The organism is Sebaldella termitidis ATCC 33386, assembly GCF_000024405.1.
Lineage (GTDB): Bacteria > Fusobacteriota > Fusobacteriia > Fusobacteriales > Leptotrichiaceae > Sebaldella > Sebaldella termitidis.
In genome coordinates this window covers 1-20,232 of record NC_013517.1, presented here as the reverse complement: position 1 = coordinate 20,232, position 20,232 = coordinate 1, and the positions used below count along the sequence as shown (strand labels likewise).

13 protein-coding genes are annotated in these 20,232 nt (G+C 34.4%); 1 reads left to right on the top strand and 12 read right to left on the bottom strand.

The features are described 5' to 3' along the window. Window positions 1-123: 123 nt before the first annotated feature. Window positions 124-6,954 (bottom strand): autotransporter domain-containing protein, encoded by a 6,831-nt coding sequence (locus STERM_RS00065; RefSeq protein ID WP_012859501.1) that lies wholly within the window; start codon window positions 6,952-6,954, stop codon window positions 124-126. A 329-nt stretch (window positions 6,955-7,283) separates the two neighbouring features. Between STERM_RS00065 and STERM_RS00060 the strand changes: the two genes are divergently transcribed. Then, a complete protein-coding gene (locus STERM_RS00060) occupies window positions 7,284-8,033 on the top strand; it encodes a DeoR/GlpR family DNA-binding transcription regulator (protein WP_012859500.1) in 750 nt (249 codons plus the stop codon). Between the two features lie 337 nt (window positions 8,034-8,370). Here STERM_RS00060 and STERM_RS00055 read toward each other — a convergent pair whose 3' ends face one another. From STERM_RS00055 to dnaA, 11 genes are all read right to left on the bottom strand, one after another. After that, window positions 8,371-8,835 (bottom strand): YfcE family phosphodiesterase, encoded by a 465-nt coding sequence (locus STERM_RS00055; RefSeq protein ID WP_012859499.1) that lies wholly within the window; start codon window positions 8,833-8,835, stop codon window positions 8,371-8,373. A 208-nt stretch (window positions 8,836-9,043) separates the two neighbouring features. Beyond that, window positions 9,044-9,730: a hypothetical protein gene (locus tag STERM_RS00050; protein WP_012859498.1), complete on the bottom strand. Its 687-nt coding sequence runs from the start codon at window positions 9,728-9,730 to the stop codon at window positions 9,044-9,046. Between the two features lie 270 nt (window positions 9,731-10,000). Then, window positions 10,001-10,756, bottom strand: a complete 756-nt coding sequence (locus STERM_RS00045; protein WP_012859497.1) for a hypothetical protein — start codon at window positions 10,754-10,756, stop codon at window positions 10,001-10,003. Window positions 10,757-10,773: 17 nt separating this feature from the next. Then, a complete protein-coding gene (gene gyrA, locus STERM_RS00040; RefSeq protein WP_012859496.1) occupies window positions 10,774-13,233 on the bottom strand; it encodes a DNA gyrase subunit A in 2,460 nt (819 codons plus the stop codon). Between the two features lie 14 nt (window positions 13,234-13,247). Beyond that, window positions 13,248-15,176 carry a DNA topoisomerase (ATP-hydrolyzing) subunit B gene (gyrB, locus tag STERM_RS00035; RefSeq protein ID WP_012859495.1) on the bottom strand — a complete coding sequence of 643 codons (1,929 nt, stop codon included), beginning with the start codon at window positions 15,174-15,176 and terminating at the stop codon, window positions 13,248-13,250. A 139-nt stretch (window positions 15,177-15,315) separates the two neighbouring features. Beyond that, a complete protein-coding gene (locus tag STERM_RS00030) occupies window positions 15,316-15,996 on the bottom strand; it encodes an ATP-binding protein (RefSeq protein ID WP_012859494.1) in 681 nt (226 codons plus the stop codon). Window positions 15,997-16,019: 23 nt separating this feature from the next. Then, window positions 16,020-16,271 (bottom strand): extracellular matrix regulator RemB, encoded by a 252-nt coding sequence (remB, locus tag STERM_RS00025; RefSeq protein ID WP_012859493.1) that lies wholly within the window; start codon window positions 16,269-16,271, stop codon window positions 16,020-16,022. 1 nt (window position 16,272) lies between these two features. Then, window positions 16,273-17,133, bottom strand: a complete 861-nt coding sequence (locus STERM_RS00020; protein WP_012859492.1) for a DciA family protein — start codon at window positions 17,131-17,133, stop codon at window positions 16,273-16,275. Further along, window positions 17,126-18,214: a DNA replication/repair protein RecF gene (gene recF / locus STERM_RS00015; protein WP_012859491.1), complete on the bottom strand. Its 1,089-nt coding sequence runs from the start codon at window positions 18,212-18,214 to the stop codon at window positions 17,126-17,128. The genes STERM_RS00020 and recF overlap by 8 nt, the downstream gene beginning before the upstream one ends. Before the next feature lies 1 nt (window position 18,215). After that, the gene (yaaA, locus tag STERM_RS00010) at window positions 18,216-18,428 is read right to left on the bottom strand and encodes a S4 domain-containing protein YaaA (RefSeq protein ID WP_012859490.1); all 213 of its coding nucleotides are present in this window, start codon (window positions 18,426-18,428) and stop codon (window positions 18,216-18,218) included. Between the two features lie 85 nt (window positions 18,429-18,513). Further along, window positions 18,514-19,872: a chromosomal replication initiator protein DnaA gene (gene dnaA, locus STERM_RS00005; protein ID WP_012859489.1), complete on the bottom strand. Its 1,359-nt coding sequence runs from the start codon at window positions 19,870-19,872 to the stop codon at window positions 18,514-18,516. Between the last annotated feature and the right edge of the window lie 360 nt (window positions 19,873-20,232).

The following is a 20,232-nucleotide window of genomic DNA, read 5'->3' as shown; positions in this document are numbered from 1 at the left end:
TTTCAGTCAATTTTTTTCTGCCTGCTGATTTATTTACACAGTTACAGCAGCTCTTAATTAATATAATAAAAACTACACCTTGAATAACTAAAAACTATTATTCATAAAGTGTAGTTTTTTATTTTAAAATACTGCTTTTAATGTTAACCCTGCTCTATAATCATCCTCGCTGTTATTTCCTACTCCGTATTCTCCAGTCAGGAATATTCCATATCTGTCTTTTACTTCTACTCCCACTGATGCTCTTGTTCTTAATGTTCCCTTTTCATCTTCCGGTTTTGATAATTTATGATAATTATTTTCTACCGCTGATAATTTTGCATATTCTCTTTCATTCAGATCCGCAAGCTCATATTCATATGCTATGTCAAGAGCTCCTTTCAGCTGCCATCCCGAATCAGATAAAGGTACTGCTGTCTTCAATTCTACTCCGGCTCTTGGTTTTACACTCCATGCATCGTTACCTTCTACTTTTAGTGATTCTTCCCCGCTCTCGCTAAAATCAGGTCTTGTTACATACATTGCACGCAATGCTCCATATGGTACTATACTTGTATTTTTTCCTACCGAAAGCTCTTTTCCGAAAATATTGTCACTTGTTATACTATATGTCTCATAGCTTCCGTTCATTTCTGATCTGCCTGTAGGAGAAGGCCAGTCTATATTTCTGTCTATATTATGAAAACTTACTCTTCCTGTAAGATCATTTCTCAGATTCCATCCGTTTGCTTTATACTTATTGTGAACTCCCATCTGCACAGTATCTACCCATTCCTCACTGCTGTTTCCATCTTTAAATTCAAATCCTGTGTGCAGATATCCAAGGGAATATCCGAATGTATGCTTGTAAGTTCTCTCTACTTCACGCAGGGCAAGTACTCCGGTTGTTGTATAATCATAGTTTACAATCCCGTCTGTATCTTCTTTAGTTCTTCCTTTCCCCGCAATTATATTTATCTTTACATTTTCTTTTGTGTTATTATCGGAATTCTGCATTAAAGTCATTGAATTTTCAAAGCTTCTTGCGATATCTTCCTCACGCTGGTTTATATTGGCATAAATATTCCCTGCAAGGCTTTCCATTACATGCCTGAAATCTTTTTCGTTTTCAATAAGATCCAGCTTGTCATAGATTTTTCCGGCATCTCCTGCTGATCCATAATAATTTTCATCAAGAGCTTTTCCAAAATCATCATACCACAGTCCGTCGGTAAAATCATGATAATCTATCTTTGACATATAGATATCTATATTTCCGTCTGAATTTACCGAAGGTGTTGCTTCCCAAGTCAGTGAATTACTTACCACAGGAAGTTTTCCTGTCACAGATATTATATTGCTTGATATAAAAGCATTCTCCAGTTTATACACCTTGGCATTTGTTCCCTGTGAAAAATCAGGAAGAATTTTTACCGTATCTGTTATTGTAAGTGTATCTGCTGAGATACTTCCGCTGTTCATTACAAAATCTATTCCTGCTACTGATGATTCCTGTAGTGTGTTCAAATCAGGCTTTAGCGATATTTTCATTCCTTCATTTTCAAAATTTCCGTTTACTTTTATTATCCCTGCATTGATTAGCTCAGGTATTTCATATTCATTATCCATAGCTGTCATCTTGGCACCGTTTATAAAGTTTATCGTTCCGTTATTCAGTATCTTTCCTTTAGGTGCTATTATTCCTACACTGTCCGTTCCGGATACATTTATAGTTCCCTGATTATCAACTACTGTATTAAGAGTTCCGTAAATTCCGGTTGCCCCTTGTCCCTCTACTGTTATTATTCCGTGATTTGTTACTTTTGCAGACCCTTTTCCGGCTATTCCTATTACATCATTACCATATAAAGTAATATTTCCGTGATTTTCTACTCCTGCCCCGCCTTCTGAAAAGATTCCTATTGCTCCATTTTTAGGGCTTGCTGATGTTCCTGCGTATATATTCCCATAATTTAATGCTGTTATAGTGTTATCCTTCACATATAATCCTACAGCATTATTTCCTATATTCAGGTTTCCGTGATTCTCTACTTTTGATGCTTCTCCGTAAATTCCCACTGCATATCTGCTGTTTAATACATCCACATTACCTGATGAATCATAAGCAAGTTCAGTATCACCGACAGATACAGTTCCTGTATTGGTTATGCTTCCTCCGTTATTATAAATTCCTATATTGCTTTTCCCTATATCAGCTGTTATATTTCCGTCATTTATTACCGTTCCGCCGCCTGTTGTATAAAACACTATATTTCCCGAACCTGCTGCACTAATATTTCCGCTTGCTGTATTTATAATATTTCCTGCTCCGTTTCCGTAAACAAGAACGGAGTTTTCCCCAAGTATCTGAGCTGCTGTATTGGTAACGTTTGATCCGCTCTCAGCTATAAATCCGTAGCTTCCGTTTCCTATCCCTATATTGGCAAAGTTATTCTGAATATTTGCATTATTTGCTCCATATACTCCTACTGCTGCATTTGCTCCTATATTCATAGAACCGAGATTGTTAATTATTACACTTCCTCCGTCTGAATATATTCCCGTACCGCTGTTTCCGACATTAAGATTGCCGCTTTCAGTTACAGCTCCGCCTTTACTGTAAATTCCAAGTGAATTATTTCCTGCTGTAATTGTCCCAGTATTCAAAACTGTATTTCCTATACCTGTATTATAAATTGCCATTCCTGGATTATTTCTGTCAGAAGAAGCTCCTATTTCTATAAGTCCTATATTTTCTACATTCTGTATACCGGTTCCGGTAGTATAAATTCCTACAGAATTTTCTCCTGTTAGTTTTATTTCATCAGTTGTTTTTATCAAAGTCGTACTTCCGCCGTTGTAATCAGAAATTATCCCTACTGCTGTATCAGATGAGCTTAATATCTTTCCTGAATTCAATACTCCTGTAAGTACCCCGTCTTTCAGGTAGATTCCCTTTGAATTTTCTCCTACATTAATTGTTCCTTTGTTTTCTACATCATTAACGCTTACACCATATAATCCTACAGACTCTTTTCCTACAGTAACAGTTCCGGCATTTAGCATTGCAGCATTATTTTTGGCATAAAGAACTGCTGATTTATCACCCGCTGATATTATTCCTCTGTTTGTAAGCTCTTTATCAGCTGTCGTACCTGCGAATGAAAAAGGCATTCCGCCATTGTATGTTCCGTCGGCTATTCCTATTACATTACTGCTTCCTGATGCATTTATGTTAGTTCCTGCATCAAATAATATTACAGAATTTTTTCCGGCTGCTATTGTACTTTTTTCATTTACTGTTCCTGAATTACTATAATAAAAACCTGCATTTTCTATATTTCCGCCTACATAATTCCCGGTTCCGCTTACACTAAAGCCTGAGAAGTCTATATATGCAGTACTTGGCGCTGTTTTCTGCATATTAAATAATACTGTATTATTTCCGTTTGTGTTGAAAACCCCGCTTCCTGTAAAAGTACTTGTTCCGGCAATATTATATCCTACAGCATTATCACCTGATAAATTCATAGTTATATTACTTAATCCGGCTGTACTATCCAAAAGATGCATTCCTATTCCGTTTTTCCCGACAGATATTGTACCTCCGCCGCTGACTGTGGTAGTTTTACCGTATACTCCCACTCCGTTTTCAGCCGATACCATATTTATATCAGAATTTGTACCAAGTTTTACTGTGGAATCTCCTAATGCCAGAGCTGTATTATCTGCATATATTCCTATTCCCCCGGTTGCTCCCGCCGATTTTATTTCACTGTCATTTTCTATTTCTATTTTCTGATCGCCATACCCCGGAGCAGAAGCTGTAAGCAGATTTCCTCCGTATATTCCTATTCCGGTATTTCCTATTTCTATTTTCCCGGTATTTTTGCTTATTGTTCCGTTTGCTCCGTATATTCCTATTGAATTATCACCTGTAGAGCTTATTAATCCTGCATTAGTTATATTTCCATAGTCTGTTACTATTCCTATTACATTTTGTCCAGTTTGTTTTATTGTTCCGTTATTTATAACAATTACTTCATTTCTTCCGCTTGTTCCTGTATAATTTCTCTGTCCCACTGCCGATACATTATTTCCTGTACCTGACATTATAATTCCCGGATTAATAATTGTTTTTGATGACATGAAATCCAGTCTGTTATATGCATCGTTTGTATCGTCAAGATTTACATTCTGGTCTACCACAAGAGTTCCCTTAAATACTGCATAAGGCTTATATCCTGTTCCCGTGATGCTTACCTTTGATGACGGAATCAGTGATTCTATTGCAGAGCTTGAAGAACTGCTCAGATATATGTCATTTGCCGGTGAATCAAGAATAAACAGTCTTGAATCAGAGCTTGCCATATTCAGATTAAGTTTACCGCTTCCTGTAAATACACTGTTTATAAAGTTAGTTATCTGACTAAGGTCATCTTTCAGATAAAAAGCTGTTCCTCCGGCATTTATCGTGGCATTTACCGTTCCTGTTATGTTTATATGACCTGAGGATGTTAATGCAGAAGAATTTTTATATGTATAAAACAAAAGTCCTTTGTCATTTGCTTCAAGGGAAGCCCCGCTTATATTAATTGTAGCATTATCTCCGGCAAAAAAACCTATTCCGTTGTTTGATACCTTTACTGTACCGCCGTTTATATTTGTTTTATTATTATTGTCAGCCCCGTAAACTCCTACGGACTGATCACCTGAAGCATCTATTTCCCCAGCTGTCATGGTAAATTCTCCCATATTGGCTATACCTACGGACTTTGTCCCCAGTACAGTTATAATTCCGCTGTTAAAGCCCTTAGAATTAACAAGTACTGCCATTCCCTGCGATTCTTCCGAATTTACTATTATCTCACCGGCAGTGCTGTTTGTTGCTTCTCCTCCGTTTGCAGAAAGAAGTCCTGTTGTTTTATACAGTCCTGCTCCTATATTTATTTCTGCCCTATTTTCTGCTTTTGCAGTATACAAAGGATCTAAAGCGTTTGCTGTTGCTGAATTATTAGCAAGCATTACTATATTATCCGATTTTCCCGCTGAAAGTGTCGAAGTCAGAATAAGGTCTTTTTCCAGTATCAGCTTTGATCTGTCACTTCTGATAAGTACTGATTTTTCAGCTTCAGTTCCAAAGCTCAGACTTTCCACATTTATATTTTTTAATACTATATCTCCAAACGGAAGACCTGTAGAATCATCTTTTTCCACATAGTTTGCATTTCTGAGTATTCCTATTCCCTCAGTTCCATTTACTGTTATATTTAAATTTCTTATATTTCCAATAAGATCAGCAGAATCTGAAGCTGTTAATCCCTGAACGCCTGCTACCTGGGTAGATCCTGTTATCTTTTTTGACAGAGAAATTCCCACGTTTTGGCTTCCGCCTACAGTTACCATTCCGCCTGAGCCGTCTATTATTGTTTCTTTAAAGTAATTTTGTTCTTTCCCGTTACTGCTGTATACTACTGTACCCAGCTGGCTTGTTCTTGAATATGCTCCGCCCAGATTCCCGTAGTCAAAAATATTAGGGACTCTTATCCCGTAGTTTGAACTTCCGTTTATCTCAATATTTCCCGGCTTCACATAAATAGCCATTGGATTAGATCCGTCTGATGAGGGAACTGTATATTTTGCAAAATCAATTCCTATACTTTCTTGACTGTTTATTACTATTTTTCCTCTATTTTCCGCTGTAGAATATATAGGAAGATTTTCCATTGGTCTGCATATCCCTGAAGCACAAGTTGTATCTATAGGTATTTTTGTAAAATCATCCCTGTAATACGGGCTTTCTATCATTAAAGTCATTCCAAAAAGATTTTTACCGCTTTCAAGAGTAAGAGTCGTTCCGGAATCTATAATTGCCTTCGCGCTTAAAGCATCATATGCCTGATATTCTATACCTACTGTCATATGACCGTCATTTCTTCCATATATAGAAGTGTCTCCAGCAAGATGAAATTCCGTATTCAGATGTCTTGCACCATAAGCATGGTTTACACTGACAAATCTGGCAGTATTAGGTGAAGCACCTGTAGTCTGATTCCGATATATCCAGTTTCCGCTGAGTGTAGATGATCCTGCCAGAACATTTAAAAATGTATAAGGATAACTGTTTGTATTCATTGAATATGTTCCTGTAGTGACAGTCCCGGATGTTGTTGTACTGTCATTGTATCCGTTCCATGTGAAACCGGATCCTGTTATGGAAAACTGTGAAGTGCCCAGTGAAGTCACTGTCGTTGTACCGCTTATAGGTGCTGCACTTGAATTTCCCAATATGACATTTATCTGAGGTCTGAATCCCACAGGATCTCCCTGTGCAAATCCTGTAGATACTTTATCCAGTGCAGGCGGCGTAAATATAGAAGGAGTATTTACAGCAGGTGCTGTTGGTGTAAATGCAGGTAAATTTACATTTCCCACTGTAGGTGTGCTTGGTACTGTTATATTCACAGTTACTTCTTCTATATTGGGAAGCTTTACTTCTCCGGGACTAATAGAAATTGCCCCTAAATTCAGCCCTTTAACTGGAATGCTCATTCCCAGATTGATGGTTTTTACTCCCTGAACAGGCATATACGGTTTTCCCTCTGTTACTATATATTCACCGTCTTCATTGTAATATCCTTCTGTTGTCGAACGATACTGTGCATTGTCCGATGTATTATCACCACGGCCTCTTTCTGTATAAAATCCTGTAGCAAACCATTGCCATTCAAGATATTCAGGTTTTACCACATAATCATTCTGCAGATATAAATCCTTCAGTTCTGCATTCCTTTTATTCAAAATTTTCTCAATTAATTTATAATTTTCATCATTAGATTTTCCTGATTCTATATTTTTTACCATTTTATTAAATAACTTATCATTTTTAATCACATTATCATTGCTGCCTGTACTCGCATTTAGTATAGAATTTACTGCTAAAAATCCTACTAATAATTTTTTATTTTTTCTCATAATTCTCCTAAATAATTTTTTTTATTTTAATAAACAAATGTTCTTTTTATATCTCCTTTCTAGAATCTTTAAAGTAGCTTTTATTTTAATATATCTGTTTATATTTGTCAACAATGAATGATTAATTATTATAAAATTATAACTTTTTAAAACATGTGTTTTAGAAAAGATTGTATACTATTATTTATAAGATATCAATTTTTGTTATATTACCAAATTTAAAACAGCATAAAAAAGTATTTTTACGCATTTTTTAATAGAAAATCATTTCTTTTCGTGCATGTTTATGCTACAATTAAACTATTATTGGTTAAGAAAGGAAGTTTTATATGTTAAAAGAGGAGAGACAGCAAAAAATACTGGAACTGCTGGATGAAAAACAAAAAGTAATTGCAAGTGACCTGAGCCAGCTTTTTCAAGTTTCAGAAGACACTATAAGAAGAGATCTTAAAGAGCTGGATCAGAAAAAACTTGTCAGAAGAGTACACAGCGGTGCCCTTAGAATTGGTCCTCCGGTAACAGATTTTGAAAAAAGACTAAAAATTTCTAATAATCTTAAAGAAAATTTAGCAAGAAAAGCTCTTCCATATATTCAGGAAAATACTGTTATATTAATTGACGGAGGAACTACAAATTTGCATTTGGTTAATTCTCTTCCCATTAATTTCAAGGCAACAGTCATAACCAACAGTCCTCCGATTGCCATGGCTCTCGCATATCATGAACAGATAGAGGTACTTATGATAGGGGGAACCCTTTATAAACAATCAATGGTTAATCTTGGAATTGATACAGTGGAATATCTGAGTAATGTAAGGGCAGATACTTATATTATGGGAATTTATAATATTGATGATCAGATAGGAATAAGTGTACCTACGATATCAGAATCACTTGTAAAGAGAAAAATGGCATCTATTTCCACTGAAATTATCGGATTAGTTACTCTTGACAAGCTGGGGACTGTTTCCAACCAGATAATTTGTCCTGCTGATACATTAACTTATCTAATTACAGAAAACGTAAATCCAAATATAGCAAAACTATATACCAAACAAAAAGTTGCAGTTATTCAATAGTAAAAATATCAAAAAACGAACCTGTTATTTGAAGTAACTCCGAAAAACCGGATATTTACTTTAAAAACTTTGTCAGGTTCGTTTCTGTTTAAATATTCATATCATTTCTGATAATTCTGATTTACATTATATTACTAGTTTCTCTGTTAATCTTTTGAAAAATGTTTATATCTAAAATTTCTGCGTCTGTTTCTTTTAGTTTTCACTAAAGCTGCTCTCAGAATATTCCAGGATTTTCTTCTCATAACTGTCTTCCTTTCATATCACAAACATTCACATTAATAATAAAAAACATAATTACAGCCATACTTCAGCCGCCAGCCTCAAAAAGAAACAGCTAGTTTTTATATTTATTTACAACATTCCTTAATTCTATCTTTTTTCCTTCCCATATTGCATAATTTCCATTTTGCATTGCTCCTGGATTTATGTATTTTATTTTATTCTTTTCCTTATAATAAGGAATATGGGTATGACCAAATATACACATGCTTACACCGTCTGACTCTGCTTCTTTTTCCAGTTCACTCATATATGACTTTACTCCGAACAAATGACCGTGTACCAAAAGTATCTTTTCTTTTTCCAGCTCTATTACCAGTTCATCTGATGTATCCCTGTCAAAATAATCTGTATTTCCTCTTACTATAAAAAATTTTATACCGGAGTATACATAAGACATATCTAATGCATCTGTGCTGTGATCTCCTGCAAATATCACTACTTCAGGTAATTCTCTGTCTATTACCTTCTGAAATATATCCAGCCTCTTATGACTGTCAGAACAAATTAGTACTTTCATTTCGCCTCTTCTTTCTGAGTTTTATTATTAAATAACTTTATTAAATATACTTTCTTGTTTCCCTAATTTTACCATAACACGTCAAAAAAACAAATTATTATCTTTTTCTTTTGCTTTAAATTAACAAGAAACAATAAAAGATGGAAGGCTGCTCTGACTGCTGTTTTTTTTATTCTAAAAAATCTGATACAGGTATCTTGTAAAATAATCAGACATATCTTTTTTGATATCCTTCGATTAATTCCAAAATTTCTTCCAGATCTTTTCTGTTGAAATTATATAAATAAATTGTATCTTTTAATTTCTTTTTATCCGCTATATCCAGCAGATTTACATGATACAGTTTATATGGAATAAACAAATGCTTCCATGAAATCACAGTCGTTGTAAACAATTGGACAAAATAATTATTCATGTCATATTTTTTTATTTTTTTGTTCTTTTTAGCGACAGTAACAGTATCACCAGAAATTTCTATGCTATTTATCAGACTTCCGTTATATTTTTTACTGACTAATAAAGTAAATACCAATGGCAGAATACCTATTAAGAGAATTTGATGCCATACTTCAATCGTTTTTCTTGGGTTTTCTCTTTTATATTCATTACTTAATGCCATTTTTTTCCCCGGAATTTCTCTTAAATATTTATCATATTCAGCTCTGGCTTGTTTATACCCCGGAGCTCTGAAATCTGGCAGATCCTTCTTCTCGATTCTCTCATCTACATACACTGAAACTTTATTATTATAGTCATCAAAAGTTTCCAGATACCCCATACGATTCAATAAAAATAAACCGCCTGCAAAAAATATCAAGAACCCTATACACCAGCTGAAAAAAGCAATTGAAAATATTTCCAGTAAGTTTTTTCCTTTATTTGTGTAAAATATCATGTTTTTCTCCTTTTATTGATTAAATTTTATGCTAGAGATATTTAATTTTTGTGTTATCATTATTTCCAATTATGATTTTACAGCAGCTTTAAATAATTTTTTTCGATTTTCACTGAAAAACAAACTAAAATTTTATTTACTCAGATTATCTAAAAGACATTATATCATAAAATTTAATAAAAATACTATTACAGTAACTAATTGTCTTCTTATTTATTTTCATCTGATTACATAGAAAGAACCTGTCTTTTTAGACAGGTTCTTCTTCATTTATCCTATAAAAATAGGTTTTTTTATTTTTTCTATAATTCTTACACCGAATTTTCCGGTTATTTTTTCTACCATCACAGCAAATTTCAAAGTTCCCATGAGAATCATATCATAGTTTTCTGCTTCTGCAAGTATTATCTTCAAAGGATCTCCCTCTTTGTCTATCAGATGATAGTTTTCCCCGAATCTATCTTTCAGTTCATCTTTTTCGTCGACATTTACTCTTAAAACATCCACTTTTGATTCCCCGAAATTATTATAATAATTAAACAAAGTACGATTTGCTTTATATCCGCCGTCATCAAGCAATAAAACCTTATCCAGCTTATAGCTTTCTGCCTCAGGCAGAATAATCATCGGCTTATAGTGTACACGTAAAATTTCCTTCAAATAAGGTCCTATATTTTCACCTTTAAGCAGTATTAATATATCGTAGGCCTTCAGCTTTTCAAGACAGACCTCCACAGTTTCCCCTTCTTCCACGAATATATTGGCGAAACTATCTTTAAGCTGGCTTTTCATTGTTTTGAAATTATTTTCTTCCAGCTCTTTCCATTCTTCGATTATATAAGTGCTTCCTATGTCAATTCCTATTCCTTCTATAGTAGACGGAAATATTTCATATTTCAAAATATCTTTTACATAAAGGGCATCTAAAACAAAATCTTTATATTTTTCAGTAAATACCCTCGAAAATTCTTTTATAGCCTTTAGTTCATTCTCGTTGCTTACTATAAACAATGCTTTTCTCAACATAAGAATCACTCCTTCTATTATTCGATTTCTGGTGTTATTTTTACTGTTGATGCTACTTTTTCATTTTCTCTTACTTTCATTATTCTGACTCCTGATGTTGCTCTTCCTATTATAGATATAGAATTTACCTGTGTTCTTATTAATGTTCCTTCAGAAGTTATCAGCATAATTTCAGAACTGTCATCTACTATTTTTACATCGGATATTTTACCTGTTTTAGTATTTTTCTTTAAGTTTGTTATTCCTTTTCCTCCACGTGACTGTAATCTGTATTCTTCCAGCTTTGTTCTTTTTCCGTATCCTTCTTCACTGATAGTAAGTATTGTTTTTCCGCTCAGATCTTCTGAAGCATAAATTATCGCACCGGCAACTATTACATCCTCAGGTCTTAATGTTATACCCTTAACTCCTGATGCTGTTCTTCCCATACTTCTTACATCATTTTCAGAGAATCTTATAGCAAAACCTTCTCTTGTAGCAAGGAATATTTCATCTTTCAATGTTCCGGAAGTCAGTCCTGCGAAAATCAGCTCGTCGTCATCTTTTAATCCTATAGCTTTTATACCGGCTTTATTTATGCTGGCAAAAAGCTCAAGATTCGTTTTCTTGACAACTCCTTTTCTTGTCACAAAGAATATATCCTTATCCTTTTCAAATTCTCTTACTTTTATTATTGTACTGACCATTTCGTCTTCCTGAAGCTTTATAATATTGCTTATCAGTCTTCCTCTTGCCTGCTTGCTTGCCTCAGGTATTTCATAGACTTTTATGTCATGCACTTTTCCTTTTGTTGTAAAAATCAGTAAAGAATCCAGATTTTTAGCGATATACATATCTTTTATTATATCGTCCTCAAGGATATTTGTAGCACTTACTCCGATTCCTCCTCTTTTTTGTGCTCTGTACACATCAATAGGAGTTCTTTTTACATAACCTTTATCTGTAAGTGTAACTACTACTTCCTCATCCTTAATAAGATCCTCTATTCCTATTTCTACCCTTGCGTCTCTTATTTCAGTTCTTCTAGGATCAGAAAAATCTTCTTTTATTTTCTTTACTTCCTCTTTTATTATAGCATAAATTTTATCCGGATCACTTAAAATAGCTTTTAATTCTTCTATTAATAACATTAATTCTTTATACTCTTCTTCTATTTTTCCACGTTCCAGACCTGTCAGCCTTTGTAATCTCATATCAAGAATTGCTTTTGCCTGAACTTCGGAAAAAGCAAAACCTGCCATTAATTTATCCTTGGCTTCATTTCCGTCCTGTGATCCTCTGATTATTTTTATTACTTCGTCTATATTATCCAGAGCTATTTTAAACCCTTCCAATATATGCGCTCTTTTTTCGGCCTTATCCAGCTCAAACTTAGTTCTTCTGGTTACTACCGAATATCTGTGTTTCAGATAATTTTGAAGTATTTCTTTCAGATTCAGTACTCTTGGTGCATTATCAACAAGAGCCAGAAATATTATACCGAAAGTATTCTGCAGATCAGTATATTTGTAGAGGCTGTTTAGTATTAATTCACTTTCTTCGCCTCTTTTCAGTTCTATTACTACTCTTATTCCGTCTCTGTCTGATTCATCTCTCAGATCGGATATTCCTGTCAGCTTTTTATTTCTTACTAACTCTGCGATTCTTTCTATAAGTCTTGCTTTATTTACCTGATAAGGAAGCTCATTTACTATAATTGACTCCTTACCGTTTTTACTTTCTTCTATTTTTATTTTTCCTGCTACTCTTACTTTTCCTCTTCCTGTTTTATAAGCTTCTATTATTCCGCTTCTTCCGTTTATAATTCCGCCTGTAGGAAAATCAGGTCCTGTTATATATGTTATCAGTTCGTCTATTGTTATATCAGGATTTTCTATCATTGCCACTATTCCGTCACATACTTCTCCTGCATTATGAGGAGGTATATTCGTAGCCATACCTACTGCTATTCCCGTAGCTCCGTTAAGAAGCAAATTCGGAAGTTTTGCAGGAAGTACTGTCGGTTCATCCAGACTTTCATCAAAGTTCTTTCTGAAATCAATAGTATTTTTATCTATATCTTCCAGCAGCTCGTTTGATATTTTTGCCATTCTTGCTTCTGTATATCTCATTGCCGCGGCTCCGTCACCGTCAATTGAACCGTAGTTTCCGTGACCGTTTATCAAAAGGTATCTGGTATTGAATTCCTGAGCCAGTCTTACCATTGCTCCGTATACTGCCGAATCTCCGTGCGGGTGATATTTACCCAAAACTTCCCCGACGATTCTTGCTGACTTTTTATAGGGCTTATCATAGGTCATTCCAAGCTCGTTCATTGCAAATAAAATCCTTCTGTGGACCGGCTTTAGACCGTCCCTTACATCAGGAAGAGCCCGGCTTACAATTACACTCATGGAATAATCCAGATAAGACGCTTTTATCTCATCTTCTATATATATCGGCTTTTCCGCTAGAATTTCTGTTTCTTTTATTGACATTGTCCACCTCTTCTTTAGATATCTAAGTTTCTTACATACTGTGCATGTTCTTCTATAAATTGTCTTCTAGGCTCTACTTTATCTCCCATCAGTACATTAAACATTTTATCTGCGTATGTGGCATCCTCCAGTGATACTTTCAGCAGAGTTCTTACTTCAGGATCCATTGTTGTTTCCCACAGCTGTTCGGGATTCATCTCTCCAAGACCCTTATATCTCTGTATACCGTATCTTTTGTTTTCCTGATCCATTACTTTAGTAACACTCTGCAGCTGCTCATCCGAATATACATACTGTATCTGCTTTCCGGCCTGTACCTTATATAACGGCGGCTGTGCAATATATATGTGTCCCTCATTTATCAGCTCTCTCAGATGTCTGTAGAAGAAAGTAAGCATCAGTGTTCTTATATGTGCTCCGTCCACATCGGCATCAGTCATGATTATTATCTTATGATATCTTAATTTTTCCAGATCCATTTCATCGCCGAATCCGGCTCCGAATGCAGTAATCATTGCTCTTATTTCAGCATTTTCCAAAGCTCTTCCTATTCCTGCTTTTTCTACGTTTAATATTTTACCTCTCAAAGGAAGTATAGCCTGAAATCTTCTGTCTCTTCCCTGTTTTGCCGAACCTCCTGCCGAATCTCCTTCGACTATGTATATTTCACATTCTGAAGCATCTTTTGATGAACAGTCTGCCAGCTTTCCGGGAAGCGAGCCTACTTCCAGCGAGCTCTTTCTTAGTACCAGCTCTCTTGCTTTTTTTGCAGCTTCTCTTGCCTTTTTCGACATTAATATCTTTTCTATTATGTTTGAAGCTTCTTTAGGATGATCCTCCAGATACATCTTAAGCGAGCTTCCCACTATTCCGGATACTACACCTGTTATTTCACTGTTTCCGAGCTTTGTTTTTGTCTGTCCTTCGAACTGCGGTTCTGGAATTTTTATGCTTAAGATAGCCACCAGACCTTCTCTTACATCAGATCCCTGAAAAGAACCGTCCTTATCCTTTACCAGTCCCATCTGCTTGGAAATCTCGTTAAGAACTCTTGTAAGTGCTGTTCTGTAGCCGCTTACATGTGTTCCTCCCTCATGAGTATTTATATTATTTACGAATGAATAAACCATTTCTCTTTGTGAAATTGTGTATGTCATGGCTATTTCCACTTCTACTCTTTTTTTGTTGTCCAGCTCCACTGAATCATCCATGTATATTATATCATCCAGCACTCTTTCATCATCTGCTATCTCTGAAAGGAAGTCTCTTATTCCCCCTTCGAAATGCAGATCGTCTGTTTTCGGTTTATCTTTCTGTCTCTCGTCACTTAGAATTATTCTTAAGCCTTTGTTTAAATAAGCCATTTCCTTTAGTCTTGTAAGCAAAATTTCATAATCATATTCCAACGTTTCAAATATTTCACCGTCAGCTTTGAATCTTATTGTAGTTCCGTGAGCATCTTCCGGCGCTTCGCCTATCTGCTTTATATCTTCTTCGGGTACTCCTCTGTGATATTTTTGATACCATACTTTCCCGTCTTTTGTTATGATGGCCTCAAGGGTTTCAGAAAGGGCATTAACTACTGAAACCCCTACCCCGTGAAGTCCTCCGGAAACCTTATAGTTATCATTATTAAATTTTCCTCCGGCATGCAGCACTGTTAAAACTACTTCAAGAGTTGACTTCCCCATTTTTTCGTGCATTTCTACCGGGATACCTCTCCCGTTATCGATTACCTCTATTATATTATCTTCCAGTACTCTTACTTTTATAGTGTCGCAAAATCCTGCCAAAGCCTCATCGACACTATTATCAACTACTTCCCAGACTAAATGGTGAAGTCCCTTGGCCGATGTGGAACCAATGTACATTCCTGGTCTTTTTCTAACGGCCTCAAGTCCCTCAAGGACCGTTATACTCTCCGCGTTATAATTATCGCTCATTTTTTCCTCCGTTCTATATTTCCATACTCTATATTTTATCATGTTTACGACTTTTTATCAATCCATTGATTTTAAAGTCTTTAGATATATTTATATGTAAAAACTTAAATATATTTAAACTCTTTATTTTTTCAGATTTTCATTTAAGAAACTCTCTAATTTCCCCGTTAAAATAAAAACTTTCTGTTTTTCCGGCAGCTTCATTTCTTTCATCACATAAAATTACTTTTATTCCCCGGATTTCCTTTAATTTTGCAAGCAAAATTTCATAGTCATATTCCAATTCCCCGAAAATTTCCCTGTCAGCTCTGAATCTTATCACAGTCCCGTGAATATATTCAGATTTCTCCCCTGTCTTTTTTATATCTCCTGACGGCACTCCTTTATGATATTTCTGATACCATACTTTGCCGTCTTTTATTACTACAGCCTCCAGAGTTTCAGATAATCCGTTAACTGAAACAAGACCTCCCTTATACTTTTTCCGTGAAAGCTTGTAAATACCGCCTGTTAATTCTCCTCTTATATATTTTCCCGTTAAGATAACCTCAAGCTTTGATTTACCGGCTTTTTCGTAAAAATCCACAGGCAGTCCTCTTCCGTTATCAGATACTTCTATTATATTATTTTTAAGCAGTCTTACCTTTATAGTATTGCAAAATCCCTCTAAAGCTTCGTTTACACAGTTATCAATTATTTCCCATACCAGATTGCAGAGCCCTTCAGCTGACACAGAGCCGATAAACATCTCGGGCTTTTTTCTTATTCCTTCCATAATTCCAAGAACAGCAATACTCTTGGCATCAAAAATTTCACTCATTTTTCCTCCGGCTGTATATTCACTTACAGATTCTTCAGATTTTCCATTTCCTCTGCTCTCATCTTCAGTGCTCTGTTAGTATAAGAGCTTATATATATGAATTCATTGGTCATTATTATTGTTCTAGGCTCTTTCCTGCTCAGATCGATTATTTTTTTTCTGTATTTATTCAGATAGTCTCTGTTTTTTTTATCTTTCACAAAATCAGAATGTTCTATTATAAGTATTATATCTTTCAGAGGTATAAAATTATTATTTTCGATATAAATATACACATTATATCCTTCCCCTCAGCTTCAAAAATTTGGTAAGCCTGTTCAAAAGCTCTTCTTTTACTTTATTTATTATATATACTTCACTTGATCCTGTTCTGTATAAGGCATATTTTTCGGCAGTTTCTCCTGCTTCTTTCAGGTTATTCTGCTCTATAAGCTCCGATACAAACAAAGTAAGATCTTCCGCCAGCTGATCTCTGGCTTTATAGAATTCCCCCTCTGTCAGTTCTTCTATTTCTCTTTCTGTCTCTCTGTAGCTTATTACAGGATTTTTTTCTATAAGCTTTTTTATTCTCCCCATTTTTTCATTTTCCAGTTCATTTCTGCACTTTATGCACATTTCTTCTTCACCTAAGAATAAATCGCCGCATCTTTCACATTCTATGTATCCTTTTTTCAAAAGTATTTTTTCATTAATTTTGGAATTTAATGCAATATTTTTTATTCTTTCTGCAAGTTCATTATTTTCAACATCAGGAAAAAGTCTCTCTATTTTCTCTTTTTCCTCGGCAGTTATCTCTGCTGTTTCCTCTGTCTCTTTATGCTCATTATAAATATCCCTGTTATTATGTATCTTCCCGCCTTTTATATAAATTTCACTTACTGCAGTACCGTGAAACTCTTCGTTTACATTTTCCAGTATAGTTTCCCTGTACATCTTCATTTCACTCATAATAAGGTTATTTTCCACAATTACAGTTAACTTTCCCTTACTAAAAAAAGATGGGAAAGAATATTCCGCTATAACATCCCCGACTATTTTTTTCCAATTTTTTCTTATAATGTGTATCATATATCTGTCATTTTCGGTAATTCTGCTTATGCTTACCTCACCTATTCTGTTCAGTTTCTTTTTATTCATCTGACAGTATTCTCCCTTTATCTATATATATTTTTTTTCCTTCTATATCCAGTTTTTCTGTTGAAGTAATAAAACACTGTATATTTTTATTTTTAAAATAGTTTAAAATACTGTTTTTTCTGATTTCATCAAAATATGAAGAAATATCATCTATCAAAAATACCGGAATTTCATTTTTTTCCTTTATCAGCATATCTATTTCCGCTATTTTCAGTGAAAAGATAATCGATTTTTTCTCACCCTGAGATGAAAAAGCCTTGGCATTTTTACCGTTCAGTTCAAAGACAAAATCTTCCTTCTGCGGCCCTACAAGAGTATAGCCGTATCTTTTTTCCCTGTCATGCTTTTTTACTGTCTCTTCCCTGAATTTTTCCTTTATTTCTTCCAGTGTCATTTTATCAATGTTATCTATAAAAGAATCATATTTTAATCTTAGTTCGGAATTAGCGTCAAAAAGCTTTCTGTAATTAAGATTCAAAAGTCTGGATATATTTTTTACGTACTCTTTTCTCATCAGAATTATTTTTGACCCTTCCTCTATGAATTTTTCATTATATATATGATAGAGTTCCTTGTTCGTTTTTCTTTCTTTTATAAGCTTATTTCTCGTTTTCAGTATTTTTTCAAAATCAACCAGTGTTTTTAAATATATATTTTTAGTCTGGGAAATTTCATAATTAAAAAAACCCCGGCGTACTGACGGATTTCCTATTATTATTTCTATATCTTCCGGTATAAAGGAAATCACGTTTAGTATTCCTACGTAATCTATGTATTTTGTCTTATTTTTATCTACATAATATTCTTTTTTATCGTTATTAAAATCAATTGCTATTGTTTTTCCGGACAGCTTTGACTCAAAGCTTCCATAAACAATAGTTCTGATTTTATCATATGAAGTCAGCTCTTTTACCTTTTTGGTTCTGAAACTTTTTCCGGTGGCCAAAAAATAGACAGCTTCAATCAGTGATGTTTTCCCCTGTCCATTTTTACCGTATATGAGATTAAAATCCGGATCAAATTCTATTTTTTTATTTTCCAGACACCTAAAGTTATTCAAACTTAACTGTTTAAGTTTCATACTAACCTCTTACTATTTTTATTTTTTCTCCGTCAAGTTCTATTATATCATTTTCATAGATTTTTTTCCCGCGTCTTTTTTCTGTTTCACCGTTTACACGAACATTTCCTTCCAGAATGTGGTATCTGGCTTCTCCGCCGTCACCGACCATTCCTGCCCATTTCAAAAGCTGATCCAGTTTTATAAATTCTGTTTTTATTTCCACTTCTTTCATTTTTATCCCCACTTTTCATCTTAATGAGATTGTTTTATATTTTTTAAACCTATACTTTCTTACTTAAAGGTCAGAATTGCTTATTTTACTCCACTATTTTCTGCTTTATATTATCTATCTCTTTTTTAAATACTATTTCTTCCTTCATTCTTGTTTCTATCTTTCTTATACTGCTTATTACCGTACTGTGATCTCTTCCTCCGAACAGACCCCCTATGGTAGTCAGATTCAGATCCAGCTGATCCTTGAGCAAAAACATTGCTATTTGTCTGGCATTCGTTATTTCCTGCTGTCTTTTCTTCCCTTTCATCTCATCAAGAGGAATTGAATAATATCCAGATACTGTGGTAATTATCTTATTTGCAGTTATTTTAGACTGCTGTTTTTTCAGAAGATCTGCAAGATCCTCCTGTACCAGCTGCAGCGTTATAGCCTTTCGTAAAAGCGTAGATCTAGCAATTACTCTTGTAAGTGCTCCTTCCAGCTCTCTTATATTGGAGCTTATAGAGCTTGATATGAATTCCAGAACTTCATCTGATATTATTACACTTTTAGAATCTGCTATATTTTTCAGTATTGCAAGTCTTGTTTCATAATCCGGCTTTTGTACATCTACAGACAGTCCGCTGTCAAATCTCGATTCTATTCTTTTGGAAAGATTTCTTATTTCCCTCGGAAGTCTGTCACTTGACATGATTATTTGTTTTCCCAGTTCCTGAAGAGTATTAAATGTGTGGAAGAATTCTTCCTCTACGCTCCCTGTCCCCTGTCCGAATACTTTTTCAAAAAATTGTATATCATCAATTAGTAATACATCCAGTGTTCTGAATTTATCCCTGAAATTCTGTACATTTGCAAACTGACCTGCTCTCAGCGAGTTTATAAATTCATTATTAAAATTTTCAGAAGTACAGTAAAGTACTTTTTTATTAGGATCCTTATCCAAAATGGCATTTCCCACCGCATGCATCAGATGCGTCTTTCCCAGTCCTGAACCTCCGTATATTAATAAAGGATTATACACTATTCCCGGATTTTGCGATATTGCTATACATGCTGCATTGGCCAGTTCATTTCCTTTTCCTACCACGAAGTTTTCAAATCTGTATCTCTGATTCAGATTATTTATCAGTTTTTTTTGAGTATCCATTACTGATATATAATTTTCAAATTTTTCCTCTGCTGCCTGCTTCAGTTCAAATATAATATTGATTCTCTGCGATGCTTCCATCATAAGTATATCATTGATTATCTCCATCATATTCAGCTTGTACCTTTGCTCTACTTTCTCTTTCATAAACGTGGATTCCACCCATACATAAAGGGTATTATCCTTATACTCATGTACATTTAGAGGTTTTATATATGTATTAAACTCCACTTCATCAATCTGGTATTTCAAAATTTTTATAATTTTCTCCCATAAAACTATCGGATCAACCATTTGTAATGCACTCCTTCTAAATACAAATAATTTTTAAGTATTTGAACTATATCATAAATAAAAAAATTCCGCAAGGGCGGTAGATATTCACTTTTCAACAGAGTTTTCCACAAAAAGCATATAATATTCATAATCAAAAATGAATTTTCCACATTTTCACGTAGTTTTCCACAATACATAAGATAGTTCAAATTACTGATAAAAAAAACTTTTCCCACATACGAAATTTTTTTCTTATTTTGATGTTGAAAAAAATTTGATAATTTCGCTTTCCAAAAAATTCCACATTTCCACCACGCTAAAAAAATACCTCGAACCCCTTAAAAAATCTTCATTTCAACAAATCCACACGACATAATA